Source organism: [Clostridium] scindens, assembly GCF_019597925.1.
Classification (GTDB): Bacteria; Bacillota; Clostridia; order Lachnospirales; family Lachnospiraceae; genus Clostridium_AP.
In genome coordinates, this window is the sequence record NZ_CP080442.1 from 2,502,574 (window position 1) to 2,527,859 (window position 25,286).

The following is a 25,286-nucleotide window of genomic DNA, read 5'->3' on the forward strand; positions in this document are numbered from 1 at the left end:
AATCGTCTCTATTATACTCAGATACAGAGGTAAAAACAACTAGGAATTTGGATGCCGCTGTCCTCGCGGCCCTGCTTACTCGTTGCCATACAACGCGATTTCTTCTGCCTGGAGCGCGTCATATTTGCTGCACACGTCATCTACACTTGCGCCCTGGTACAGTTCCAGGCACAGTTCCTTGATGGTGTTCCAGGTGTTAAAATGAAGCGTAAAATCCTGGTTGGGTATCTGCCCGCCTTTTGCCACGCAGGATACAAAACTGTCCGCCTGAGGCAGCGTTGAGGCTTGATTTCCTTGGGCGGAGGAAATCTTCCCCAGTTTTTTGGCAAATTCATTCAGTGTCTCCGGCGTACAAAGGTTTTCCACTATGGTCAAAGCTTCTTTTAAGTGCTCCGAGTTGGGATTCACCGCCACCCTCTGATCTGCTCCCACAACGCATACAGCCCCCTTGGGAAGTACAGGAAGAGCAGTCATCTCAACCTCAAAGGCATAGTCATCTCGAAAGGCTTTTTCGCGGCATAGCGAACTGATGAACGCACATTTCCCTTCGGCAAAAAATGCCGCTTCCTCCTCACTGCTTGGCAGCGTATTCAAGGCTTGATCCAGATCCAGATATCCTTTATCAACCATGGTCTGAAGAAATTCGAACCCGTCCCTCATATAAGTGCTGATAGGCGTCTTGCCGCTTGCCAGCTGTTTTACCAGTTCCTCGCTCTTTGGATCCTGGTACACTGGTCCCAGGCCCGCGCACATAGCAGGAACACTGAGTCCAAAATCCTTATTGGCCCCATAAGGAAGAATGCCATTGCCTTTCAGCGTCTCGCAGACTGTATAGAACTCTTCAAGATTTCCCGGCACCTCTAATCCATTCTGGCGTAGCATATCCACGTTCCAGATCAGTCCAAAGCCCGTGTAAGACAGCGGGACCGAGAAGACTTTATCATTATATATGCTCTGGCATAATGCATCTTCTGAAAGATTGTCAATACAATCCAGATCGGACAGGTCATAGATAAAGCCTTTCTGGTCAAACTCCAGCACATCCTCCGCCGGGATGATGTACAAGTCGTCTGACTGCCCGCTTTCCATCCGCTTCAGCAAAAGTTCCCTGTAAGACAAGCCTTCCTCCGCATAATAATTTGCATAATCGCTGTACAGGATAATATTGCCCTGGCTTTTGGGATTGATCACCTCGCTGCAGCAATCATTAATAGCTTCCGATATCTCTTCCCCTTGGGTAAATAAAGAGATTACCACATCCGGCTCGTTCTCATCGATATAGACATCCGCCTCCTCTTTTTTGCCTGCACATCCTCCACATAGAAGAATGCAGGCCATGCCTGCTGCCATCCGTCTTGCATGCTTTGCTTTCATCATTTTACTTCCTCGCTTTCTTCTCCCCAATAAGACCGGATGACCTCAAACACCCGTTCCATATTGATCGGTTTTGGAATATGGGCATTCATTCCGGCGTTTTTACATCTCAGGATGTCCTCTTCGAAGGCGTCCGCGGTCATGGCAATAATTGGAATCCGATCAGCGCCTTTCCCGGGAATCTTCCGTATATTCTTTGTAGCCGCAAAGCCATCCATCACTGGCATATGAATATCCATAAAGATCATATCATAATATCCTTCTTCGCTCTGCTCCATTTTCCGAACGGCCTGCAGGCCGTTCTCTACGCTATCCACCCATATGCCGGCACTGCTTAACAGTTCTATGGCAATCTCCCGGTTCAGTTCATTGTCCTCGACCACCAGCACCCGCAGCCCATCGAACCGGCCTGCTGTGCCTGCATCGTCAGGAACTTCCTGCGCTTTTGCAGAAGAGCCCGCGATATAAAAACGCAGTTTCTGCACCAGTTCGGATCGGAAGATGGGCTTTGTCAGGAATCCATTGATTCCTGCCTCCAGCGCTTCCTGCTCCACCTCTTCCCAATTGTAGGCGGACAGAAGGATAATGGGTATATCCCTTCCAAGACTTGCGCGGATGCTGCGGGCAGTCTCAACTCCATCCATCTGAGGCATCTTCCAATCCAATATGACCGCAAAGTAGTCCTGGCCCTTAAGATGCGCGCTGGTTGCCGCTTCCACAGCGGATCGGCCATCCAATGTCCAATCCACGTGTACGCCGACCTCCTCCAGCATGATCTGGATGCCTTCGCAGGTATCCGGGCTGTCATCGACAACCAGAACCGTATGGCCCGCCAGGACTGCCGCTTCTTGATCACGGGTCTCTGATAATTGCATAGGAAGAGTGACCGTGAATCTTGATCCCGCGCCCGGAGTGCTTTCCACACGGATCGTCCCTCCCATCATATCCACAATATTCTTGGTAATAGCCATGCCCAGGCCAGTACCGGTAATCTTGCTCAGGCGGTTGTCTTCCGCCCGCTCGAATGGACTGAACATGCGTCTCATAAAATCTGGCTCCATGCCGATTCCATTGTCTTCCACCTGGAATATAATGTCCACCATCTGGCTGGACCGGCGCCTTTCATTAAGCCGGATGGTAATCTCGCCGCCCTCCGGCGTATACTTCACCGCATTAGACAGAAGATTTATCAGAATCTTCTGTATATGCAGGGCGTCCCCTATTACCGTATCATAATCCAGAACTGAAGACTTGACATGCATCGTATGCCCTTTTTTCGCGAGTTCCGTCTTAATCAGAAGCAGTACGTTGGAGATCAGTTCCGGCAAGTTTACAGGCTCCTTCTTCAGGCTGAGTTTGCCGCTCTCTATGCGGGACATATCCAGCACCTCATTAATGAGGGCAAGCAGATGATCCGAAGCAACCGATATCTTCTCCAGGCTGTCCTCCACCTTCGTCGGATTATTCAGATTTGCCTTGGCAATGGCCGTCATGCCTATGATTCCATTCATAGGCGTACGGATATCGTGGGACATGGATGAGAAGAATGCCGTCCTGGCACGGTTGTTCTCTTGAGCCTGGCGCAGTGCCTCCGCAAGGTCATCCCGCATATGATGCTCCACGGTGGTATCATGCATCACAGCCAGATACTGCCCGTCATCAGCCGGAATAAAATGTACTTCCGTCCAGCGCTGCAGTTCATTGTCTGTACCCGTCTTATACTCTTTGCGGACTTTTTCCTTCAGCGCGCCTTTAAAGAATGCCTTTCTTTCCGGATCCTGTCTAGGCACTCCGCAATGATCAAACAGAATATCCGGCCCGGCCGCCACCTTCCCAGGCTCCACATCAAACAGCAGGCCCACATTGTCGGAAACCATCTCCACGCTCTGCTTGGCAGGAGCATAGACCAGAAATGCAAAATCGATATTGGCTGATATGTTCTGGAAAAGCCGCTCTCTGTAAATGCGGCCCTGCTCCCGGCCTTTCATAGCCTCCCGGCTCAAAAGAAGCGCCGTAATCAAAACCAGCGCAATCGTCAGTTCTGCAAAAGTAATGCCTACCATCCGTATAATTTCAGAAGATTCCTGCTGTAGAACACTTTTCGGCATGATGGAGATAAGATACCAGTTATAAGAATTCTCCATAGGAAGGAAGCACAAAAGGCTGCTCTCCCCTTTAAACTCCAGGCTTATGGTTCCTGCCTCTCCATTCTTCATCAGCTGCTGCAGTTTTTCTTTTACTTTCTTGCTATTATTCTCCCGATCCAGAAACTCATAGATATCTTCCGTGTTCGATCCCGTGCTCTCTATGATCCACGAGCCCATGCATCCGTCTACCACATAGGCATTTCCCGATCCTCCGCTGAATGTAAAAAGCGCAGGATCGTTGTATCTGGAAAGCGTCTTGTCCGCGTAGAGGGCTCCCACCTGCCTGCCATCCGACAGTACAGGCGCCTGAAACGTAACCTGAAGCCTCCCGCTATCCCCCACATAGGCATCAGAATAACTGCGTTTTCCCTTGGAAAGCGCAGTTTCTTCAAAAGGCAGGGCTGCCGCATCGACTCTTTCCCCGTCACTGTTGATTCCGGTGCCGTTTAAATCTATGTAATAGAATCGGAAGAATTCCGTCGCAGCCGCATAATTGGCAAGAGTCTTCGCCGCATCCTTCTCCCCGCCGCTCATGACGAACAGGCTGGCAGAAGACTCGATCTGCTCCATGTCATTTTCAAGTTCGCTGCTGATGCTGCTCTGGATCATACGTGTGGAATTCATCAGCGACTGGCTGGAACCCTGGTTCATCTTTGTGGTAATGCTGTTCAGCAAAGAAAGCATAAAAACGATGATAAGTGCCAAAAGGCAGATTACGCTGACTAAGATTATAATAGAACGCTTTTTATATTTCCTCATACTCTCCCCTTGGCTTTCCTCTAACTTTGCTATGATTCTATCACAATTGGCATCATCCTGCAATCTTCGCTACTGGAATCCAGAAATCTCGACGGATAACGCGCTATATACCCTCCCTTTAAAAACAACAGAACCGGAAAACAGGGTTCCTCTGCTTCCGGTTCTGCATTTCTCTATTCTATCTTCATAATCTATTCTGTCTTAACTTGCTACATTCTCTCATGGAATGTCCGGGAGATCACTTCTTTTTGCTGTTCTTTTGTCAGCTTGTTAAAGTTAACCGCATATCCGGAAACCCGGATCGTAAGGTTTGGATACTTTTCCGGATTGTTGTAGGCATCTACCAGCGTGTCGCGGTTTAAGACATTTACATTCAGGTGGTGCGCCATCTGTCCAAAGTAGCCATCCAGAACCGCGGTCAGATTCGAAAGCCGCTCTTCCTCCGTCTTGCCCATAGCCTGAGGCACGATGGAGAAGGTGTTGGAGATGCCATCCTTGCAATATTGGTAGGAAAGCTTGGCCACAGAGTTCAGGGATGCCAGCGCGCCGTTTCTGTCTCTTCCGTGCATTGGATTTGCCCCGGGGGCAAACGGCTCTCCTGCTTTTCTCCCGTCAGGGGTGGCTCCCGTTTTCTTCCCGTACACCACGTTCGACGTGATGGTCAGGATCGATAGCGTCGGCTCTGCATCTCTGTACAGTTTCTGCTTCTTAAGTTCTTCATAGAACAGTCTTACCTGCTCGCTGGCAATCTGGTCTGCCCGGTCGTCATCATTTCCAAAGGCCGGATACTCCCCGGTAATCTCATAATCGGTAATCAGCCCCGTCTCCTCATCGCGGATACATCTGACTTTTGCATGCTTGATGGCTGACAATGAGTCTGCAAGCACGCTCATTCCCGCAATGCCAAATGCCATATACCGATGCACGTCCGTATCATGAAGCGCCATCTGGGTCTTCTCATAGGCGTACTTGTCATGCATATAATGAATCACATTCATCGTATTGGCATACATATTCGCAAGCCAAGGCCGGTAGATATCGAGCAGTTCCATAACCTTGTCATATTCCAGATACTCGCCCTGGTATGGCTCATGTTCCGGTCCCACCTGCATATTATGCTTCTCGTCTTTTCCTCCGTTGAGCGCCATCAGAAGCATCTTGGCCAGGTTCGCCCTTGCGCCGAAGAACTGCATCTCTTTTCCAATTCTCATTGCTGATACGCAGCAGGCGATACCATAGTCATCCCCGAACTGCGGACGCATCATGTCATCGTTCTCATACTGGATGGCATCCGTATCGCAGGATACTTTTGCACAGAAGCGCTTGAAATTCTCCGGCAGATTCTTAGACCACAGTACGGTCAGGTTTGGTTCTGCGGATGGCTTCAGGTTATAGAGCGTATGCAGCATGCGGTAGCTGTTCTTGGTCACCAGCGTACGTCCGTCTTCGCCCATGCCTCCTATGGATTCCGTAATCCACATGGGATCTCCAGCAAATAAATCATTGTATTCCGGCGTTCTCAAATGCCTGGCCATGCGAAGCTTCATCACGAAGTCATCCACGATCTCCTGAACCTGCGTCTCATCTAAGATGCCTCTTTCAAGATCCCTTTCAAAATAAATATCCAGGAAGGTAGAGGTTCTGCCCAGGCTCATCGCTGCGCCATTCTGTTCCTTGATCGCTCCCAGATACGCAAAGTAGAGCCATTGAACCGCTTCTTTTGCATTCCGGGCCGGCTGGCTGATATCATAGCCGTACATGGCGGCCATTTCCTTTAATTTTCCAAGGAAATTAATCTGCTGATACAGTTCCTCCAGCTGGCGGATGTGATCCACATCCATCGTCTCCATACTGATTCGGTCTTTATCTTTCTGCTTTTCTTCAATCAGGCGGTCCACGCCGTAAAGGGCCACTCTTCTATAATCTCCGATGATGCGTCCTCTTCCGTATGCATCCGGAAGGCCTGTGATCAGCCCGCAGTGCCTTGCCGCCTTGGTGGCTTTGTTATAGACGCGGAACACCCCGTCATTGTGCGTGGTCCTGTATTGAAACTCGTCTTCTACCTTCTGGGACAATTCGTAGCCATAGGCCTTGCAGGCTTCTCTTGTCATCCGAAGTCCGCCAAAAGGATTGACGCCGCGCTTTAACGGCCTGTCCGTCTGCAGCCCCACGATGATCTCCTTGTCTTTGTCGAGATAGCCGGGCTTATAGTTCAAAAGAGAGGTAACCGTATGGGTGTCAATGTCCAGCACTCCGCCAAACTCTCTTTCCAGCACCAGCAGATTCTCGAATTTGTGCAGCAGTTCCTCCGTGCGTCCGGTAGCCGGCTTAAGGAACTCTTCGTTTCCTTCATAAGGCGTATAGTTCCTCTGGATAAAGTCGCGTACATTGATCTCTTCCTGCCATTTTCCTGTCTGAAATCCTTCCCATTGTGTAAACATCTGATACTTCCTCCTATATTCTGAATATGGCATCCATTCGCTGCTGCTCTCCTTTTATCCTGGTAATGATGGACAAAAAAGAGCAGCATCAAAAAACGATGCTGCCCAGACGGTCGGCTTGATTACAGATCTTCATTCCCTTGTGGTACTCCACATTATCCGTCAGTAATGAAGACCTTTGTCTACTTGTATGAGGAGTATAACATCAGAAAGCCTCAAGTGTCAACTCGTCATTTTTACTAAATTTTATGTTACAGCATCTCTCTCTGGCAAGCTGTGCGGGCGGCAATTCGTCCAAAGCACAGGGCATGCCCAAGGCTGTAGCCGCATGCAGGAACACCGTGGCCAAAATTGCCTGTATTCGCCACTTCTCCTGATGCAAACAGTCCGGGGATGATTCGTCCCTCCTGATCCAGGACTCTTCCTGCAATGTCAATCTGAAGGCCGCCAAATGTTATGGAGGTAGCCGGCTTTAAGAATACCGCATAATAATCAGGGCCTTTCAATTCATGCATCTGGCTTGCCGGCTTTTCGAAGTCTTCGTCAAATCCTGCGCGGCATAGCTCATTATAGCGATTCACCGTATTTTCCAGAACCTCCGGGTCAACGCCCATCTTTCCTGCCAGTTCCTTTATGCTGCCGGCCTTGGGGGTATCTGGCAGGGTAAGCGCATAATTCAGCAGCTGGAAGGGCTCGTCGCCGCAGGTAATATACCATGCGCCAGCGCTTCCCGTACGCGCAAGCTCGGCCCCAACCAGGCTGTGGAACTGATATTCATTGCAGAACCGTTCCCCGCTGCGGGTCACGATCAGCCCTGACTCTTCATTGACGCCTGCCCCGCTTCGATCATGAAGCAGCATGGTCTGGAGATAGGGATGCTGGTAATTTTTCGCCCCGATGGCTTCAGCAGCCCAGATTCCATCTCCCTGGCTGGAATCCGGACAGTTATAATAGTAGTCCTTCATCCATGGGAACTTAGATTCTACCAGTTCCCTGTTGGCCGCATATCCGCCGGTCCCCAGAATTACTCCCTGGCTGGCATGGAAAGTCACGGTACTGCCATCTTGCGTATCTACCGCTTTGGCTCCAACGACTCTTCCATCTTCTCTGATCAGTTCTGTCAGCGCCGTATTCAGAAGCGTAGTGCCGCCCAGTTCATGGAACCGGTTATTCAGCGGAACAATGAAACTGCCGCCCCATCCCATGGTCTGCCCGTCTCCGCCGACGCAATTGTGTATCCTCCATGGCAGCTGAGAGCCATGGGGCGCCTCTAAATCCTGTACCTCATGCCCCAGCTTGATCAGCCATTCCAGGTTCTCATTGGCATGATAGCAGAAATAGTTGATCTTGGGATCATCCAGGAAGCCGCCAGCTGCATTTTTCAAGAAGCCGAACAGTTCCTGTGGAGAGTCATAGATTCCCTGCGCTCTTTGCATACGGGTATCTGCCGCAATGAGCTTGCCTCCGGATATTGCGGAAGAGCCTCCCACGATCCCCTGCTTTTCCACCAGAACAACCTTGGCTCCGCAATCTGCGGCTTCCACGGCCGCGGACAGTCCTGCCAGGCCGCTGCCGAATACGACCACATCCGCGTCAATCGTACGGTCTGGCTTCTTCGCCGGAACCGGTACCGGAACCTTCTTTAAGGCATCTGCATCCCCTCCGGCCTGCTCTACGCATGAGGCGACCGCATGCACGATAGCGCCGCACACCACTTCCGCTCCCACCACCATAGGAACTGCCAGCGACTGATGCTCGATAATCTTAGGAATGTAATGTTCAAAAGGAGAACTCTCCAGGCCATATGCCTGCCCGTAGATTTCCTTATGCTTAACAATCTTAATGTCCGTGATCCGATCCTCTGAGAATGTAACCTCCAATATCACCTTTCCTCTTACTCCGTAGCCTTTTCCGGTATATGTCCCGGGTGTATAACTTGCCATTTTATCCGCTCTCCTTTCTTCCTCTCTTCTATGTTATAAATCCACCATAATTTCCTGGGATTGCAAAGTCAACAGGCTTGCAAAGAATCATATACTATGCCGTTTTTTTGTCGCTTCCCTATACGCTAAATATGTAGAAACTGTCATCTGCCGCTGGCTTTTTGATCTCGCCTCTTCCGCCAGAATGCTCACATCTTATCGGTTTTTCCATACACTATTATTGCAAACGTTTATGGAAGGAGCAAAGCATATGCCTAATTATCGCTATAACACATCTGATTGTACAAGACGCGGCCAGAGCGGCTGCAGCCGACAGCCTGCGGCTGCTTCTGTCCCACCGATGCCAAGCAAGCCGGCGTGCTGCGACGACAGAGCAGAATATGATGAGCTTAATGGCCTGCCAATCGCTATGGCTTACGTGCCGTGGCAGCAATGGCGGGCAATTTATGAAGTGGAAAAAGGATTCCACAGGGGTACGATATTCGAAGAATTAGATAAGCCATTCAAAGGAATAGGAGGTTGCTGCAAATGACAGATAACAGGCCTTGCCGCAAAGATTTATTAGACTGGATCAACGTAGTCAGTTTTGCAGTAGATGACGTGAAACTGTTCCTGGATACGCACCCCTGCAACAAAGAGGCAATGGAATTCTTCGACGAATTCAAAAAGCAGCGCGTCCAGGCGCTGAAGGAATACGCCAAATATTATGGTCCTCTTACGCTTGATACCGCAAGCACTTGCACCGAACGCTGGAATTGGATCAACGAGCCATGGCCATGGCAGGAAGGAGGATGCTAATATATGTGGAATTATGAGAAAAGACTCCAACATCCCGTAAGAATCACACAGACCAATCCCAAGATCGCTCAGGTCATCATCAGCCAGTTTGGCGGGCCTGATGGGGAACTGGCCGCATCTATGCGATATCTCTCTCAAAGATATACGATGCCTTATAAAGAGGTAACCGGCATCCTGACCGATATCGGTACGGAAGAACTGGCACACATGGAAATGGTATGCGCCATCGTCCATCAGCTGACCAGGAATCTTACCCCGGAAGAGATTGAGAAATCCGGCTTTGACAAATATTATGTAGACCATACGCTGGCTTTATGGCCACAGGCCGCAAGCGGAACGCCATGGACTGCCACCTACTTCCAGTCCAAAGGCGATCCTATCACCGATCTGCACGAAGACATGGCAGCGGAGCAGAAAGCAAGAACAACATACGACAACATCCTGCGCCTCGTAAAAGACCCTGAAGTCTGCGAGCCGATCCGCTTCCTCCGGGAACGGGAAATCGTTCACTACCAGAGATTCGGCGAATCCTTAAGGATCGTGCAGGACAATCTGGACAGCAAGAATTTCTACGCCATCAACCCAGAGTTTGATATCAGGCCCTGCGGCAAATAATTGCCCTGCCTCTAATGCCGCTACTTTGCGGCAAAAAAACGATGCCGGTACTTTAAAAGTATCGGCATCGCATTCATTTATCTTTTATTTCAACAGCATAAATATGATCAGCGCGGCTACGATCAAAATAGCGATCGCAAGGATAATGATCGGCGCTTTGGACATCTTCTCTTCCTCTTCATAGTCATAGAAGTCGTCATCCGGCTCTTCCTGGCGTCTTGGCTTCTTCTTTCTGCTCTTGCCATCATCGACAGCCAGCATATCGTCATAGGCTTTGCGCATCTCGTCTTCACGTTTCTTCCGCACATGCTTCGGCGGAATGTTGGAATATCTCTGCTCTTCTTCCTCTTTCTGCTGCATCTTTTTTTGCGGAACCTTGAATTTCTTCTTGCAGTTATAGCATAAAAGATAGTTCGGATCCTTTTTTCCTGGTCTTAGTTCCTGACCGCATATTGGACATTTCATCGGAACGTGTCCCTCCTCGTATCGTGATAGTATTCTTACAGTCCTCAGGCTGCTTTCATATGCAAATATGATTTCATAGGGACATTATAATACATCCGACACAAAATATCAAAAAAAATCTGAAAATATTAGCATAAAGGATATTTTTCCGTCAGTTCTGCCACCATCTCCCTGACCTTTCCAACATTTTCTTCGCTCTTTTGTACAAGGAAGATACATTCTGCAATAACGTCCATATCTTCCTCGGTCATTCCTCTGGTGGTGACTGCCGGAGTGCCAAGCCTGATGCCGCTGGTCACAAACGGAGACCTTGGCTCATTGGGTATGGTATTCTTGTTGCAGGTGATATGCGCATCATCCAGACGCTTTTCCAGTTCTTTTCCCGTCACCTCTTCTTTGCTCAGATCTACCAGCATCAGGTGATTGTCCGTTCCGCCGGATACGATCTTCACGCCTCTTTGCATCAGCCCTTTGCAGAGCGCCTGTGCGTTCTTCAAGATCTGCTGCTGGTATTCCTTGAATTCCGGCTCCAGTGCCTCCTTGAAGCATACCGCTTTGGCAGCAATTACATGTTCCAGCGGGCCTCCCTGGGTTCCTGGGAATATCGCCTTGTCGAAGTTAAACATTTCCTGCGCCTCCTGGTTCCAGAGCATCATTCCTCCCCTGGGGCCCCTCAGCGTCTTGTGCGTCGTGGTTGTCGTCACATGGGCATAGGGAATGGGGCTTGGATGAAGTCCTGCTGCCACAAGGCCTGCAATGTGCGCCATATCCACCATAAGATAAGCCCCTGCCTCATCTGCAATTTCCCGGAAACGCTTAAAGTCAATGGTCCTTGCGTAAGCGCTGGCTCCTGCAATGATCAGCTTCGGCCGCTCTTTTAAAGCGATCTCCCTTACCTTATCATAATCTATAAAGCCATCATCATTGACTCCGTAAGAGACGATCTCAAAGTATTTGCCGGAAAGGTTCACCGGAGAGCCATGGGTCAGATGGCCGCCATGATCCAGATTCATTCCAAGAACCTTATCTCCGGGCGTCAGCATCGCAAAAAACGCTGCCAGATTCGCCTGGGCGCCCGAATGCGGCTGCACGTTGGCATAGTCGCATCCATACAGCTTCTTCGCGCGTTCTCTTGCCAGATCCTCTACAATATCAATACACTGGCAGCCTCCATAATACCTTCTGCCCGGATACCCCTCTGCATACTTGTTGGTCAGCGGGCTTCCCATAGCTGCCATAACTGCCTTGCTTACCCAGTTTTCAGATGCAATCAATTCGATATGGGAATTCTGTCTTTCCATCTCTTTCTTGATTGCATCTGCAATCTCGCTGTCTACCTTTTTAATCTCGTCAAAATCATACATTCCAGTACCTCCTAAGGTGTGTTTCCTAGTTGGGTACTATTATAGCATTATTGCGCATTGGTTCCAAGAGTAACTTCTACATCATTCTTCTCATATTCCCCGTTCTTGCCAGGAGTCTGGACGGTCAATGTAACTTTTTCGCCCGCCTTATAATACTGCAGCTGTTCCTGCAGGGTACTCATGCTATCGATCTCCGTCCCGTCAAGGCCTGTAATGACCGCCCCTTTGGAGATGCCTGCCTTCTGTGCGGCTCCGCCTGAGATCACTTCTGATACGTATACGCCTGTAGGCATATTGTACATCTCGGCGCTGTCGGCCGTAACATCCACGCCTTGGATTCCGATATAGCCTCTTTCATTTTCCGCAACCTTCGTCTTGGTCTTCTGGTTCATAAGGTTCGTAATAATATCGCTTGCATCAGAGATCGGGATTGCATAGCCCATGCCTTCTACAGTATCCGTAGCCACTTTGGCGGAATTGATCCCGATGACCTCTCCTTTGGCATTGAGAAGCGCGCCGCCACTGTTGCCGGGATTGATTGCCGCATCCGTCTGGATCAGCTTGCCGTCAAAACCGTTTAATTCCCTGTTGGTTGCTGAGATGATGCCGGTTGTCACAGACTGCCCATAACCCAGGGCGTTCCCGATAGCGATGGCCGGCTCGCCAACCTGAATCTGCGTGGAATCCCCGAGGGTAGCCACCGCAATCGCATCCATAGTAGAATCCTTAATATCGCTAAGTTTCACCGCTACTACTGCCAGATCCTTTGCCGCGTTGGTTCCTTTGACATTCGCCTCCACGCTTTCCTCATCAATAAAGGAAACGGTCAGCGTATCATTTCCTGCCACAACGTGGTTGTTTGTAACGATCAGAAGTTCTGTATCATTCTGTCCGATAATAATGCCGGAGCCTACGCTCTCGCTTTTCTGTTCCTGCACGCCGCCAAAGAAATTCTGCACCTGCTGCACGCTCATGTTCGTGATCGAGACTACGGAAGGCATTGCGTTTTTTGCAATGTCGGCAATATCCGAGGACACCTTGCTATCCGCTGACGTGGTAAGCTTGGTGCTGTCCACGGTAGCCGTCTGCTTTGCCTTTTTGGCGCTGTCCGAAGTGCCGATAATCTTTCCCGCAACGATGTTGCTGGTCTGGAATGCCGCGCTTGCCACCAGGCCGAACACCAGGCCGAGGCAGGCTGCCTTAACCCACTTCGGGGCGCCTTTCTTATTCTTCTTATGAGGCTCTTTTAAGTCTGGGCCTCCTGCATTCTGATTATTTTCATCCTGTTCCGGTGTATAATAAGTATATTGATTTTCCATATAAAAGTCTCCTTTCATCTATTTATCTTTGTCTATGTATGTAGTCTACTGCCAAATTGTGTTTAAATTGTGATGAAAGAATGACGAAACGATTAAATCCAATTCCCTATTAAATCCCGTATCTTTTCCTCGCTGCCCTTCATAGAACCCTGCGCCATTTCCGGCTTTCCGCCGCCTCTTCCCTCAAATGCCTCATTCAGCATCCTGCACAGAGGACGGACGTCTTCCCTTCTGCTCCCTATGACATAACGGTAGCCCGCTTCATCGGTTCCTGTAAACACTGCACATACTGCCGCGCCTCTTCCCAGCAGCAGGTTCATAAGATCTCTTGGAGCATTCCCGGAAAGCGAAGGGTCGAATACAGCCGTCACCTTATCTTCCACAGGAATCTGTGCCGCCTGATAAGACAGCAGTTTCTGCTGGAAGGAGGCCAGTTTGCCCTTCAGGCTGGCCTGTTCTTCCTTCATACGCTCCACCGCGTCAGCCACTTCATATTCCTTGGCACACAGAAGCGCGGATATCCTCTTGGCATTTTCATCCTTGATCTCGTAATCCAGAAGCGCTCTGCTCCCGCAGAGCATGCTGATGCGTTCTCCGCCTTTATACTTGACCATGCCTACCAGCTTGATCAGCCCAATCTCCCCAGTCCTCTTCACATGTGGCGCGCAGCAGGCGCACACATCGTATCCTGGTACCGTCAAGATCCGGACCTGGCCGTCAATTTCAATCTTGCTGCGGTAATCGAGTTCTTTTAATTCCACTTTGGACGGATAGCTGATCTGGATATCTAGATTCTGAAAGACCGCCCGGTTAGCCTCCTGCTCGATCTCTTTTAACGCTTCCCTCGGAATGGGCCCGTTAAAATCCATGGTACAGTAATCGCTGCCCAAGTGAAAGCCAACATTGTCATAGCCAAACCGCCGATGGATCAGGCCGGAGACTATATGCTCCCCCGTATGCTGCTGCATCCTGTCGAATCGCTGCTCCCAATCGATTCTGCCTGCCACCGTTCTTCCGGTATCCAGCGGCGCTGCCGTCGTGTGGAAGATCACATCTTCCCTCTCCTTAACATCCAGCACTTCGACGTCATCCAGATAGCCGGTATCGGCATACTGGCCGCCCCCTTCCGGGAAAAAGGCGGTGCGATCCAGCACCACCTCATACTTGTCTTTTACCGGACGGCAGTCCAGCACCTTTGCTTCAAATTCCTTCCTATGGCTGTCATTATAATATAATCTGTCCGTCACGTCCTACATCCTCTCCGGTGCTTCAAATCCCAGCACGTCTATGCATGCTTCCAGCACTTTTTTTGCCAGTATCAGCAAGGCAAGGTAACTCTTCTGCCTGGCCTCGTTCTCTTCTGACAGAATCTTCGTCTCATGATAGAAGCGGTTAAATGCATTGGCCACGTCATAGATATATGCGCACACCTTATGAGGCGCCAGTTCTTCATATGCCGTCTCCATCACCTCATTGTATTTTGCCACTTCCAGCATCAGAGCCTTCTCGCTCTCATTATGGGCGCTCTCGATCACAAGTCCTTCAAGGGATTTCCCTTGTGCCTGATATTTATTCAGGATGGACTTGATTCGAACGATGGTATACAGGATGTAAGGCCCTGTGTTGCCCTCAAAAGAAGTGAACCGGTCCACGTCGAATACATAATCTTTGGATGCCTGGTTTGACAGATCCCCATACTTGATTGCCGACATGCCCACGATCTTTGCCGTCTCTTTTGCCTCATCCTCTGCCACAGTACGGTTCTCGGCAATCTTTTTATACATCTCCTCTTCAATCTCTGCAATCAGGTTCTCCAGGCGCATGACTCCGCCCTCCCTGGTCTTAAAAGGCTTTCCATCCTTGCCGTTCATCGTGCCAAAGCCCAGGAATCTTAACTGCGTCTCCTCCGGCACGATCCCCGTCTTCTTAGCAGTGCGGAATACCTGCACAAAATGTAATTCCTGGCGCTTGTCCACGACATAGATGATCTTATCCGGATGGTAATCCGCTTCCCTTTGCACCAGGGTCGCCAGATCCGTCGTTCCATATAAGGACGCTCCGTCGGACTTCTGTATCATGCAAGGCGGCACTTCCTTGGTGTCCGTCTCTTCCTGGACATCAATCACCAGCGCCCCTTCATCAATGTGCGCGTATCCTTCCTTTTTCAGTCGCTCGATCATGTCCGGAATATAGGCCTGGGCATCTGCCTCGCCCTTCCACAGGTCGAATTCTACATTCAGGTTGGCATAGTTCTTCTTCAAATCGGCCACCGATATCTTCATGATATGATTCCACACTGCCGTATAGCCCCGGTGCCCATTCTGCAGCAGATAAGTCGCATTTAGCGCCTCTTCTCTATATGCCTCATCTTCTTTTGCCTTCTGGCTCGCCGTCGGATAGATCTCTTCCAGCTCGCTTATGGTAAAAGGCGCCTCGCTCGGATACTCTCCCTGGAAACGATCATCAAAATACGGAAGCTGGGGCTTACGCTCCCGAAGTTCCGTTATGATCAGTCCCATCTGGTATCCCCAGTCGCCCAGATGAATATCTCCCAAAACCTCATGTCCCATCTTTCTGGCAATCCTCTTGATGCTCTCCCCGATGATCGCGGAACGCAGATGGCCTACATGAAGCGGCTTCGCCACATTAGGCCCGCCATAATCTACCAGGATCATCTTTGGCTCTTTTGCTTTTTCTACTCCCAGCTCGCCGTCTGCCCCCATATCATTCAGGAAGCCGGCCACATAGTCTTTCCTGAGCTTCATATTAATAAATCCTGGCTTTACTGCATTTACTTCCTCAATGCATCTGCTGTCCTTTAAGTTCTCTGCCACAGCCTCAGCGATCATGATCGGCGCCTTTTTATATGCCTTTGCCCCCGCCATAGCGCCGTTACATTGATATTCGCACAAATCCGGGCGGTTCGAAAGGGTCACCTTTGCATAGGACCTGTCATATCCGGCTTTTTCAAATGCCTCCGCCAGTTCGTCTGCAACGAGATCTATTATTTTCTTCATCTTGATTCCTCCTTGTTGATCTGAATAATATCTTTGAAATCCAGCATACTATTACAGTCTCATCTAGTTATTCTATCACAAGGATTTCCAGGCAACAACCATATCTTAAAACTCTTATTGCAAAAAATCCAGGAACGTGCTATATTATTAATAACAATTACTATTATTATATAAAGGAGGATTTTTTATGAACCCAAACGTTTTCCGCAACCTGTCCTATGGCGTCTATGTAGTGTCTTCCCTTGATGGAGACCGCAATACTGGCTGCATTGCCAACAGCATCATGCAGATCACTTCATCCCCCGCGACAATTGCTTTAAGCATGAATCACGATAACTATACCAACTCCTGCATTGCAAGGACCGGCAAGTTTGCCATATCCATTCTGTCGGAAACTTCCGACCCAGGCCTGATCGGATGCTTCGGCTTCCGCACAGGAAGGGATGTCAATAAATTCGATGACATCGATTACACCGTCAAAGAAGGACTTCCTATCGTCAAAGATTCCTGCGGCTACATTGTCTGCCGCCTCATTGATAAGATGGAGACCTCGACTCACACCGTCTTTTTAGGCGAAGTCATCGACGGGGACGTCATTGGCTCAGATCCTGCCATGACCTATTCCTATTACCATAAGGTTGTCAAAGGCAAGAGTCCCAAGAACGCTCCTACTTATCTTCCGCAGGAGGACGAGCCAGCCAGCGGCTCTGGCGCAAAGTGGGTATGCAGCGTCTGCGGATATGTCTATGATGGAGATATCCCCTTCGAAGAACTTCCAGATACCTACACCTGCCCAATCTGTCATCAGGGAAAAGACAAATTCCGCAAGACAGGTAATTCATAATTACAGACGCGCGGACGGTATGCCGGCCGGAAGGGAATCCCTCCTCTTTGAGGTTCCTTCCCGGCCGGTTTTTTTCGGCCTTCTCCCACTCATATTTCATCTTACCCTTGACATTTTCCCATATATGTATTATTGTACTATATAGATAGTACAATAGTTCTCAAAAGCGAGGTGAAGAGAATGCCATGGGATTTAGATAATGACCGCCCAATCTATCTTCAGCTGATGGAAAAGATCCAGCTAGATATCGTGGCCGGCGTATATAAGCCAGGGGACAAGCTGCCCTCTGTCAGGGATCTTGCACTGGAAGCCGCAGTCAATCCCAATACGATGCAGAAAGCCCTGTCCGAGCTGGAGCGCAATGGCCTTGTACATTCCCAGCGGACCAGCGGCAGGTTTATTACGGAGGATGAAAAGATGCTGAAACACTTAAAAGAGAGTCTCGCCAGCGAGCACATCCGGGAATTCATAGAAAAAATGAAGCAGCTTGGCTTTCAGGAGGAAGAGACTCTGCGGTTAATACAGGATGCTATAAAGGGGGAACACTAATATGAATCCAATCTTGGAATGCGTTGGCCTTTCTAAGAAATATAATAACAACTTTTACGCCCTCAATAATCTGAACCTTACCTTGGAGCAAGGCCAGATCGTAGGGCTGCTTGGGCCAAATGGAAGCGGAAAGACTACGCTGATCAAGCTGATTAATGACGCGCTGATCCCTACTCAGGGAAAGGTGCTGATCGATGGGAAGGAGCCCGGAGTCGCTACTAAGAAGATGATCTCCTACCTTCCTGAGCGCACCTATCTGGACGATTCCATGAAGGTCAGGGATATCATCCAATACTTTGCTGATTTTTATGACAACTTTGTGACAGACCGGGCCTATCAGATGCTGACGGATCTGGAGATCAATGCCAACGCCCGTTTAAAGACCTTATCCAAAGGCACGAAGGAAAAAGTACAGCTGATTCTGGTCATGAGCAGGGATGCAAGGCTATACATCCTGGATGAGCCGATCGGCGGCGTAGATCCCGCTGCAAGGGACTATATCCTTCACACGATTCTCAGCAATTACAATGAGAATGCCACGATTCTTATCTCCACGCATCTGATCCATGACATCGAGAACATTCTGGATCGGGTGCTCTTCATCCGTCAGGGCCAGGTAGTGCTCAATACGACGGTAGATGAAATACGCCTGGAACAGGGCAAGTCTGTTGACGGGTTATTCCGGGAGGTGTTCAGATGTTAGGAAAACTGATAAAATACGACATGAAAGCACTGAACCGCTTTCTGATCCTTATCCATGGGTTCCTTCTGTTTGCCGCGCTGCTGGTACGTTTCTTCCTGACGGGGCGCGTGCTTGTGGAGACGCCAAAGGACGGTACCTTGCTGGGCCTCTCCTTCCTGCTGTTCTTCCTGATTATTATGAGCGTATCATTTGGAACCTTCATTGTGATTGCCGTCCGTTTTTACAAGAACCTGTTCTCGGATGAGGGCTACCTTACCCGCACGCTTCCGGTCACCAGCGGCCAGCATCTGCTGTCCAAGACGATTGCCGGCAGCATCTGGGCGAGCCTTGACATGATTCTGCTGCTTGCGTCCTTTTATATTATTTCTGCCACCCCGTTCGTGGTAGACGCATTCAACAGTAATAAGGACCTGATTCTCAGGGAATTAGGGGTGACTGGCAAATATGCCGGTGTCTCTATGGGCGCTATTACAGCCGGGACGATTTTCTTCCTGGTCATCAGCGCTATCACCAGCGTGATCACGATCTACGCTTCCATCATACTTGGACAGTTATTCTCCGGCCATCGTATCCTTGGAGCCGTAGTTTCCTATTTTGCCCTTACCACGATCGTATCCGTCATTTCCTTTGCCGTCATGGCAATCTACGGATTGTTCTCGGATACGTTCCTGATTGCAAGCAGTTCTGCCCCGCCGGCAGACTTTAACTTCATCGCCTACATGATCGATCTGCTGAAGGTAACCACCGTCTTGTCGGTGGCTGTCGATGTAGTCTTATACATCTTGTCCTACTACATTATGAAAAAGAAGATCAACTTAATCTAATCAGCCAAACAGGCCATGGGATCCGCGAGGACCTCATGGCCTGTTTTATAAATTTCTTATTAGAATACAGCCTGGATCAGTACCATATAGAGGATCGTCCCTGCGCCGATGCTCAGAAGATTGTTCCGCTTCCAGACATGCAGTCCGGCTGTAACCGCCACCGCTATGGCCTCCGGCAGTCCATGAGGCGCATCCATCACGGGCGTAGCCTTCAGGCAGTATACCACCAGCATCCCGATTACTGCCGGAGTCAGTACCTTTCCCAGGTACTGGATCACAGCCGGAATCTCTTTCCCCTTCGGGAAGATCAGAAAAGGAACCACTCTGGTCGCAAACGTAGTCAAGGCGACCGCCAGGATCACAAGAAATGACATTGCTGCACTTATTGGCATGTCTCATCCACCTGCCTTTCCAGCCTGGTCCTTGCGATAAACAGGACCAGAACGATCAGAATCATGGACGGCAGCACGAAACTGTCCATCCCGAATACCTGCAGGCAGATAAAGGATGCGGCCACGCCGATCATCTCCGGGATGCGGTTCTTACGATCCATCCACTGCTCTACAAATATCACCACGAACAAGGCTGTCATGGCAAAATCAATCCCTTCTGAATTGAAGGGAATCAGCGCGCCGGCAAGCCCGCCGATGGCGGAGCCGATCACCCAGTAGGACTGGTTCATGATGGATATGGCAAACAGGAATTTCTCTTCCTCCACCCCTTCCGGGACGTTTGTCGTACAAAGAAGGGAATAGGTCTCATCCGTAAGCCCGAATATCATATACCAGCGTTTCTTTCCCATATTATGAAATCTCTCCAGCAGCGATATTCCGTAGAATATGTGCCGCACGTTCACCATCAGCGTCATGAATATCACCTGGATAAATGAAATCCCAGGTACAAAAAAATTCACAGCCAGATATTGTCCTGATCCAGCGTAGACTAGCAGGCTCATCAGCATTGCCCAGAGAAAGGAATATCCCTTCTCTGCATACATCACGCCAAATGCTATCCCGATAAACAGATAGCCGGTCAGTACCGGAATCGTATACGGGAAAGCCTTCTTAAATGCCATTTTATAACCAGACATATGCTCCCATCCTTCGTCTCTTATTCCTTCTTAAGTATAAAACATCGTAAAAAGGGGCAGTCCCCTGCATATTCCACAAGGGCCAGCCCCCTCCAAAACCTTGATCAGCTTCCGGTAGAGTCTTCATAAGCATTTTTTAAATCCATCAGCGCTTCCTGAAGAAGTGCATCCGACTGCACAGCCTCATGATACGCCGTCTGCGTCTCTTCAATCAGAGCCTGTACATCTTCATGCTGTGCGATTTCATTGATATAGGACTTTATATCCTCCTCTTCTACGGCTGCACTGACTTGATACCCTCCATCCTTGTCTTTGCAGACATATACGGTGCCAAGTCCCGGAACCTTTGTATAGATATCCTTTATCTTCATCTCATATCTGGCAAATGCCACATATGTATCCTTATACTTTCCAAGCTTCGTATATACCTTGATATTATCATAGGCTTCTACAAAACTTGCCTTATCTCCCAGCGACTGGTAATACTTGTCCACTACGCTGGTAATCTCCGGATATTCATCCATCCGAAGCGGATTGAGCTCCATATTGGCGCATCCTCTGTTCTCCGTCTTCAGATCTTCTGAATTTGTCTTTTGTGCTTTCCGGGCTTTCTCGTCGGTAAGGCTGAATCCTGCTACTCCGATCACCAGTACAAGTACGGCCAGGGTTATGATGATGCCTGCCCTTCCCCGAACCTTGCGTCTGGCGGAATAGTCTTTGCTTCTTCCTTCCATAAGACTACCTCCACTTATAAGCACTTAAAAAAAGTACACACCCGGGCGGATTCGAACCGCCGCTCCCGCCTCCGGAGGGCGGTGCTCTATCCCCTGAGCTACGGGTGCATGTATGATTACCTTTATGAAATTGCCTTTGTAATATTAACACATTTATTCCAAAAAGTAAAGGAAATGATTACGACATTTCCTTTACTTTTTTATTTCAGGCGATTTTTCAAGCTAGATCTGCAATTTTTTCTGCTTTCGGTCATAATAGTACGCATGGTTTGAAAGCACTTCCTCCGGGTCCACCTGCGTCTCATTGATCTCTTTCACCAGCCTGCTTAATTCCGCCTGTGCCGGCGCTTCGCTCTCCGGCACGATGATCACCTCATGGACGCTGCTTGGCAGCACATAATAATTTTCCTTAAGATAATCGCCGATCCTTTCAAGCCTTCCTTCGTAGAGGATCGCCGCTGCGCCGTAACTGCGGATCTCATTGCTTAAGATATACATCCTATCCTCTTTCCCCGTTTCTTCCATGCCCGTCAATTCCTCGATCACCGCCCGCATGGTCTGGAATTCATCGGGGAGCAGCACGCGGGTATTCCTGCATGCCCGCCTGTACACGCCCTCCATGGTCTCGCCCCACATAGCAAGATGCTCATTTCTTATCATCATGGATGCCGTACCATAGGGAGTCACTTCCAGCAGTACATAGAAGATCACAGCCAGGTCCAGATATAACTTATGCGGCGTGTTTTTAAGCATCTGACGATTGGATTCGCGGTTGACCAGATGATATATGATCTTCCCTCTGACACGCTCATAGTCTTTAATATAATCGCCTTCGAAAGAACTTCCAAATCGCACTTGCGCATACAGCCTTAAGATATCTCCCGCAATCTCCTCCACCGTTCCTCCATGCTGGAACTGCTGGTAGTACTCTTCCAGATAGATGGTGGGGGATATATTGATTCCCTGCTCCACGATATTAAGCCCCTGCCTCCTTGTGCCGTTATTCTTGACCGCGGTATGGATGGAAACGGTCACATTCTCTTGGATCCTCTCCTTTACTTTCACTTCCACTGCCTGGATAAACTGGTAATAAGTCATAGAACTCCTTTCCTTATGGCAGCATAGTATTTTTTCATGGTAACGCGGCACGAACGCGCCTTTGAATAGATAGAAAAATATGAGTTGATTGATTATGGTATTACAATTATAAAAAAGCCCCGCAAAAATTGCAAGGCTTTTTTTACAATTAGCATTATACTCTGGAAAGATAGTCTCCTGTACGCGTGTCGATCTTAATCTTCTCGCCGGATTCAACGAACAGAGGAACCATTACCTGCGCGCCCGTCTCAACGATCGCCGGCTTTGTAGCGCCTGTTGCCGTATCACCCTTGAATCCAGGCTCTGTCTCCGTAATCTCAAGTTCTACGTTCAGAGGCGGCTCTATGGCAAATACGCTGCCCTGGTAAGAACTAAGCTTGACGTTTTCATTCTCTTTTACAAACTTCAGAGAATCCCCTACTGTGTCGTTATTGACAGCAATCTGGTCATAGGTCTCTGTGTCCATGAAATAGTAAAGATCTCCGTCGTTGTAGAGATACTGCATCTCTTTTCTGTCAATATGCGCGTTCTCAAACTTTTCTGTTGGGCGGAATGTCTTCTCAACAACGCCGCCGTTAATAATATTCTTTAACTTTGTACGTACGAAAGCCGCACCTTTTCCCGGCTTTACATGCTGGAATTCCAGAATCTGGAATACATTTCCCTCAATCTCTACAGTAAGGCCGTTCTTAAAATCTCCTGCTGATACCATTCTATAATCCTCCTTAGTCGTGCCCGGATGGCACTATACGTTCTTTCACTTTTTTCATTCTATAATAGATTACGCCTTTTTTCAACCCTTTTTTACCGCATAAGACTCCTGCGGTAAAAGAATAGCACGATTTTCTCCAAATACCGCTTCAGAACGATCTGAATCTCTTCTTTTGGATGGATCGGCTTTACCAGAATATTATGGATTCCAGCCCTCTTAGCACCCCATACATCGGTAAAAAGCTGGTCACCGATAAACAGCGTGTTGCTCCTATCTGTCCCCATGATCTCCATGGCCTTAATATAGTTCTTCGTGGACGGCTTATGGGCATTGTATACATAGTCCGTCTGGATATCCTGATTGAACATCTTGACCCTTGGTTCCTGGTTATTGGAGATCAGGCAGCTCCTGAAACCGATCTTTCTAAGCCTGTCAAACAGCGCTATCGCCCTGTTGTCCGCCGGAGCCCCATGGGGGACTAGCGTATTGTCTATATCGAAGATCAGGCCCCTGTAGCCTTCTTCATACAATTTTTCAAAATCTATGACATAGGTAGATGCAATATACCTGTCGGGATAAAACATATCAAACATTAGCGTTCTTCCATTTCCGACAGCCGCTGGATTAGTTCCTCGCAGATCTGCAGGACTGTCTTGTCATCCGTATTAATTACGATGTCTGCTGCCGCTTCATATTTTTCACGACGCTGCTCCATAAGTTCAGAGATGCCCTTTACATTCTTCCTTCCGTTGAGCACGGGCCTGTCATCGCTGTCCTTCACCCTTTCATAGATGGTCTCCGGACTTGCAGTCAGAAGCACTACCCTGCCGTTCTTCTTCATCTCCGCTACGTTCCTCTCTCTCAAGGCAGCGCCCCCGCCGCAGGAGATCACCGTATTCTTATGAGACTGCATTTCGATCAGCAGATTTGTCTCCAGATCACGGAAGTATTCTTCCCCGTATGTAGCAAAGATATCAGGAATACTCATCTCTTCCCGTTCTGCGATCACTTGATCCATTTCGATGATGTCCATGGCAAACATGGTGCTCAGGTAATCGGATATGGTGGTCTTTCCTGCTCCCATAAATCCAATCAGCACAATATTGTAATCAAATAATTTTCTTGCCTGGATTCTCTTGCTGTTACGCAGAATGCAGCGGAAAACATCATAGATTTCCTCTTTGTACTTGTTATCGGCAAGTTTCTCTTCCAGCCTCATCTTCTGCTTTGCCTCCTGCTGCGGCTGCAGGATCGGCATTCCATACGTTTCCTTATATGCCATGATCTTCTCAATGATCGCATTACGCTCTACCAACGCGTCAATAATCTTGTCATCGCACAGCCCCAACTGCTCTCTGTACATCTCTAAATCATTCATGTCTTATCTCTCCTACTTCCTATCTACTTTCAAACTGTTCACAAGCGTATCTGCGCCCTTTTTTCGTAGGGCATACATGGTATACACACTCGTGTATTATATCAATATTCCCGCACTTTCGCAAGAATTTCCGTCTATTTTTTCAAGCCATGCCGCGACTTGACATAGTCTATAAAATCCTTTGCTATTGGGGCCAGATATTTATTCTTGCAGGTAACCATATAGATCAGCCTCCTATAATCCAGATTCTCTATTTCCAGGAATGCGGCACGCATGCTGCGAATGGCCGGCACGTCCGGCACGATTCCAACGCCGAAGCCTTTTGCCACCAGCCCTACAAGCGCGCTGTCTTCATCCACCATGTACCGGATATCCGGCTTTTCTCCATGTTCTCTGAATATCTGGTCTATCACGGGCCGCAGGCCGCTCTCTTCATTAAAGAAAATCTGGGGGTAGGCTGCCAGTTCCGCAACTTCCACGCTGCCCCGTCCTGCCAGGGGGTGTCCTAATGGAACCGCCGCAATCAGTTTCTCCTGCGCCACAGGAAAGAACTCCAGATCTTTCTGCCCCTCTTTCATAGAGCAGAAGCCTACGTCGTATTTTTCTTCCCTGATTCCCTTTAAGATATCCTCCGTCACGCCATTGTGAAAGCCGAATTCCACCTCCCTGTCCGGGTTCTCATTCAAGAAGCCTTTCACCACCTCCGGTATGAATTCTCCTCCCTGTGTATAGATGTATCCCATGTCCATGTGTCCGCTGGTTTCGCTCGTCATCGCTTTCGTCTTGCGTATGCCTGCATCCAGAATGCTTAACGCTTCTTCGGCATATTCCATAAATAGCCTGCCATACTTGGTCAGGACAACATTGCGTCCCTGCTTTTCAAACAGATAAGTCCCTAGCTCATTTTCTAACGAGGAAATCGCATGACTTAAACTTGGCTGCGTGATCGACAGTTTTTCCGCTGCTCTTGTGTAATGCTCCATATGTGCAAGTGTCACAAAGTACTGTAGCTGATTTAAGTTCATATTTTATCCTCCTTTGTCGATTTTTACCAAGTATAGCACAATCCATAGACAAATTCTATCATCTTCGCCAAAAACATGAATTTGTTT

At 48.9% G+C, this 25,286-nt stretch carries 24 protein-coding genes, 1 tRNA gene and 1 riboswitch; of the genes, 7 read left to right on the forward strand and 18 right to left on the reverse strand.

Translation table 11 applies throughout. The features are described 5' to 3' along the window. Positions 1–75: 75 nt before the first annotated feature. The 4 genes from K0036_RS12040 to K0036_RS12055 all read right to left on the reverse strand — a co-directional run bounded on the left by K0036_RS12040 (position 76) and on the right by K0036_RS12055 (position 8,664). On the reverse strand, positions 76–1,377 hold the full coding sequence (locus K0036_RS12040; protein WP_259283291.1) for an ABC transporter substrate-binding protein: 1,302 nt from the start codon (positions 1,375–1,377) through the stop codon (positions 76–78). Then, positions 1,374–4,280, reverse strand: coding sequence for a response regulator (locus tag K0036_RS12045; RefSeq protein ID WP_220429813.1), 2,907 nt, complete (start codon positions 4,278–4,280; stop codon positions 1,374–1,376). The genes K0036_RS12040 and K0036_RS12045 overlap by 4 nt, the downstream gene beginning before the upstream one ends. 209 nt (positions 4,281–4,489) lie before the next feature. Then, positions 4,490–6,721 carry a formate C-acetyltransferase gene (gene pflB, locus K0036_RS12050; protein WP_220429814.1) on the reverse strand — a complete coding sequence of 744 codons (2,232 nt, stop codon included), beginning with the start codon at positions 6,719–6,721 and terminating at the stop codon, positions 4,490–4,492. A 96-nt stretch (positions 6,722–6,817) separates the two neighbouring features. Then, positions 6,818–6,901, reverse strand: a riboswitch (ZMP/ZTP riboswitch). A gap of 71 nt (positions 6,902–6,972) precedes the next feature. After that, positions 6,973–8,664, reverse strand: a complete 1,692-nt coding sequence (locus K0036_RS12055) for an FAD-dependent oxidoreductase (protein ID WP_220429815.1) — start codon at positions 8,662–8,664, stop codon at positions 6,973–6,975. 250 nt (positions 8,665–8,914) lie between these two features. On the opposite strand from K0036_RS12055, the gene K0036_RS12060 reads away from it, so the two are divergent. The 3 genes from K0036_RS12060 to K0036_RS12070 are packed head-to-tail and all read left to right on the forward strand — an operon-like array spanning position 8,915 to position 10,077. Beyond that, entirely contained in the window at positions 8,915–9,196 is a 282-nt protein-coding gene (locus K0036_RS12060) for a spore coat associated protein CotJA (protein ID WP_025643084.1), read from the forward strand. After that, positions 9,193–9,462, forward strand: a complete 270-nt coding sequence (locus K0036_RS12065) for a spore coat protein CotJB (RefSeq protein WP_004605048.1) — start codon at positions 9,193–9,195, stop codon at positions 9,460–9,462. Before K0036_RS12060 ends, K0036_RS12065 begins: the two co-directional genes overlap by 4 nt. A 3-nt stretch (positions 9,463–9,465) precedes the next feature. Beyond that, the gene (locus K0036_RS12070; RefSeq protein WP_025643083.1) at positions 9,466–10,077 is read left to right on the forward strand and encodes a manganese catalase family protein; all 612 of its coding nucleotides are present in this window, start codon (positions 9,466–9,468) and stop codon (positions 10,075–10,077) included. Positions 10,078–10,161: 84 nt separating this feature from the next. Here K0036_RS12070 and K0036_RS12075 read toward each other — a convergent pair whose 3' ends face one another. The 5 genes from K0036_RS12075 to argS all read right to left on the reverse strand — a co-directional run bounded on the left by K0036_RS12075 (position 10,162) and on the right by argS (position 16,242). Continuing rightward, positions 10,162–10,542, reverse strand: coding sequence for a hypothetical protein (locus K0036_RS12075; RefSeq protein ID WP_025643082.1), 381 nt, complete (start codon positions 10,540–10,542; stop codon positions 10,162–10,164). Between the two features lie 128 nt (positions 10,543–10,670). Further along, on the reverse strand, positions 10,671–11,906 hold the full coding sequence (glyA, locus tag K0036_RS12080; RefSeq protein WP_220429816.1) for a serine hydroxymethyltransferase: 1,236 nt from the start codon (positions 11,904–11,906) through the stop codon (positions 10,671–10,673). Positions 11,907–11,953: 47 nt separating this feature from the next. Beyond that, positions 11,954–13,225 carry a S1C family serine protease gene (locus K0036_RS12085; protein ID WP_220429817.1) on the reverse strand — a complete coding sequence of 424 codons (1,272 nt, stop codon included), beginning with the start codon at positions 13,223–13,225 and terminating at the stop codon, positions 11,954–11,956. A gap of 92 nt (positions 13,226–13,317) precedes the next feature. Beyond that, positions 13,318–14,472, reverse strand: a complete 1,155-nt coding sequence (locus tag K0036_RS12090) for an alanyl-tRNA editing protein (RefSeq protein ID WP_220429818.1) — start codon at positions 14,470–14,472, stop codon at positions 13,318–13,320. A gap of 3 nt (positions 14,473–14,475) precedes the next feature. Continuing rightward, a complete protein-coding gene (argS, locus tag K0036_RS12095; RefSeq protein WP_220429819.1) occupies positions 14,476–16,242 on the reverse strand; it encodes an arginine--tRNA ligase in 1,767 nt (588 codons plus the stop codon). 187 nt (positions 16,243–16,429) lie between these two features. Here argS and K0036_RS12100 point away from each other — a divergent pair, with 187 nt between their 5' ends. The 4 genes from K0036_RS12100 (at position 16,430) to K0036_RS12115 (ending at position 19,162) form a co-directional block, all read left to right on the forward strand. Further along, positions 16,430–17,086, forward strand: coding sequence for a flavin reductase (locus K0036_RS12100; protein ID WP_025643077.1), 657 nt, complete (start codon positions 16,430–16,432; stop codon positions 17,084–17,086). A gap of 180 nt (positions 17,087–17,266) precedes the next feature. Then, positions 17,267–17,635, forward strand: a complete 369-nt coding sequence (locus tag K0036_RS12105; protein ID WP_025643076.1) for a GntR family transcriptional regulator — start codon at positions 17,267–17,269, stop codon at positions 17,633–17,635. Between the two features lies 1 nt (position 17,636). Next, positions 17,637–18,338, forward strand: coding sequence for an ABC transporter ATP-binding protein (locus K0036_RS12110; RefSeq protein ID WP_025643075.1), 702 nt, complete (start codon positions 17,637–17,639; stop codon positions 18,336–18,338). Then, positions 18,332–19,162, forward strand: a complete 831-nt coding sequence (locus tag K0036_RS12115) for a hypothetical protein (RefSeq protein WP_025643074.1) — start codon at positions 18,332–18,334, stop codon at positions 19,160–19,162. The genes K0036_RS12110 and K0036_RS12115 overlap by 7 nt, the downstream gene beginning before the upstream one ends. Positions 19,163–19,221: 59 nt before the next feature. Here the strand turns inward: K0036_RS12115 and K0036_RS12120 are convergent, their stop codons facing one another. The 9 genes from K0036_RS12120 to K0036_RS12160 form a co-directional block, all read right to left on the reverse strand. Continuing rightward, positions 19,222–19,554 (reverse strand): branched-chain amino acid transporter permease, encoded by a 333-nt coding sequence (locus tag K0036_RS12120; RefSeq protein ID WP_025643073.1) that lies wholly within the window; start codon positions 19,552–19,554, stop codon positions 19,222–19,224. Further along, on the reverse strand, positions 19,545–20,252 hold the full coding sequence (locus K0036_RS12125; protein ID WP_220429820.1) for an AzlC family ABC transporter permease: 708 nt from the start codon (positions 20,250–20,252) through the stop codon (positions 19,545–19,547). Before K0036_RS12125 ends, K0036_RS12120 begins: the two co-directional genes overlap by 10 nt. 104 nt (positions 20,253–20,356) lie before the next feature. Beyond that, complete coding sequence (locus K0036_RS12130; protein WP_220429821.1) at positions 20,357–20,986, reverse strand: hypothetical protein; 630 nt, start codon at positions 20,984–20,986, stop codon at positions 20,357–20,359. 36 nt (positions 20,987–21,022) lie between these two features. Next, positions 21,023–21,094 (reverse strand) — tRNA-Arg (locus K0036_RS12135). 114 nt (positions 21,095–21,208) lie between these two features. Next, positions 21,209–22,084: a DUF5688 family protein gene (locus K0036_RS12140; RefSeq protein ID WP_220429822.1), complete on the reverse strand. Its 876-nt coding sequence runs from the start codon at positions 22,082–22,084 to the stop codon at positions 21,209–21,211. Between the two features lie 154 nt (positions 22,085–22,238). Then, positions 22,239–22,796, reverse strand: a complete 558-nt coding sequence (efp, locus tag K0036_RS12145; protein ID WP_004604777.1) for an elongation factor P — start codon at positions 22,794–22,796, stop codon at positions 22,239–22,241. Positions 22,797–22,888: 92 nt separating this feature from the next. Beyond that, positions 22,889–23,389 (reverse strand): YqeG family HAD IIIA-type phosphatase, encoded by a 501-nt coding sequence (locus K0036_RS12150; RefSeq protein WP_025643069.1) that lies wholly within the window; start codon positions 23,387–23,389, stop codon positions 22,889–22,891. Continuing rightward, positions 23,389–24,174 (reverse strand): shikimate kinase, encoded by a 786-nt coding sequence (locus tag K0036_RS12155; RefSeq protein ID WP_025643068.1) that lies wholly within the window; start codon positions 24,172–24,174, stop codon positions 23,389–23,391. The genes K0036_RS12150 and K0036_RS12155 overlap by 1 nt, the downstream gene beginning before the upstream one ends. Before the next feature lie 134 nt (positions 24,175–24,308). Then, the gene (locus K0036_RS12160; protein WP_220429823.1) at positions 24,309–25,199 is read right to left on the reverse strand and encodes a LysR family transcriptional regulator; all 891 of its coding nucleotides are present in this window, start codon (positions 25,197–25,199) and stop codon (positions 24,309–24,311) included. Positions 25,200–25,286 lie beyond the last annotated feature (87 nt).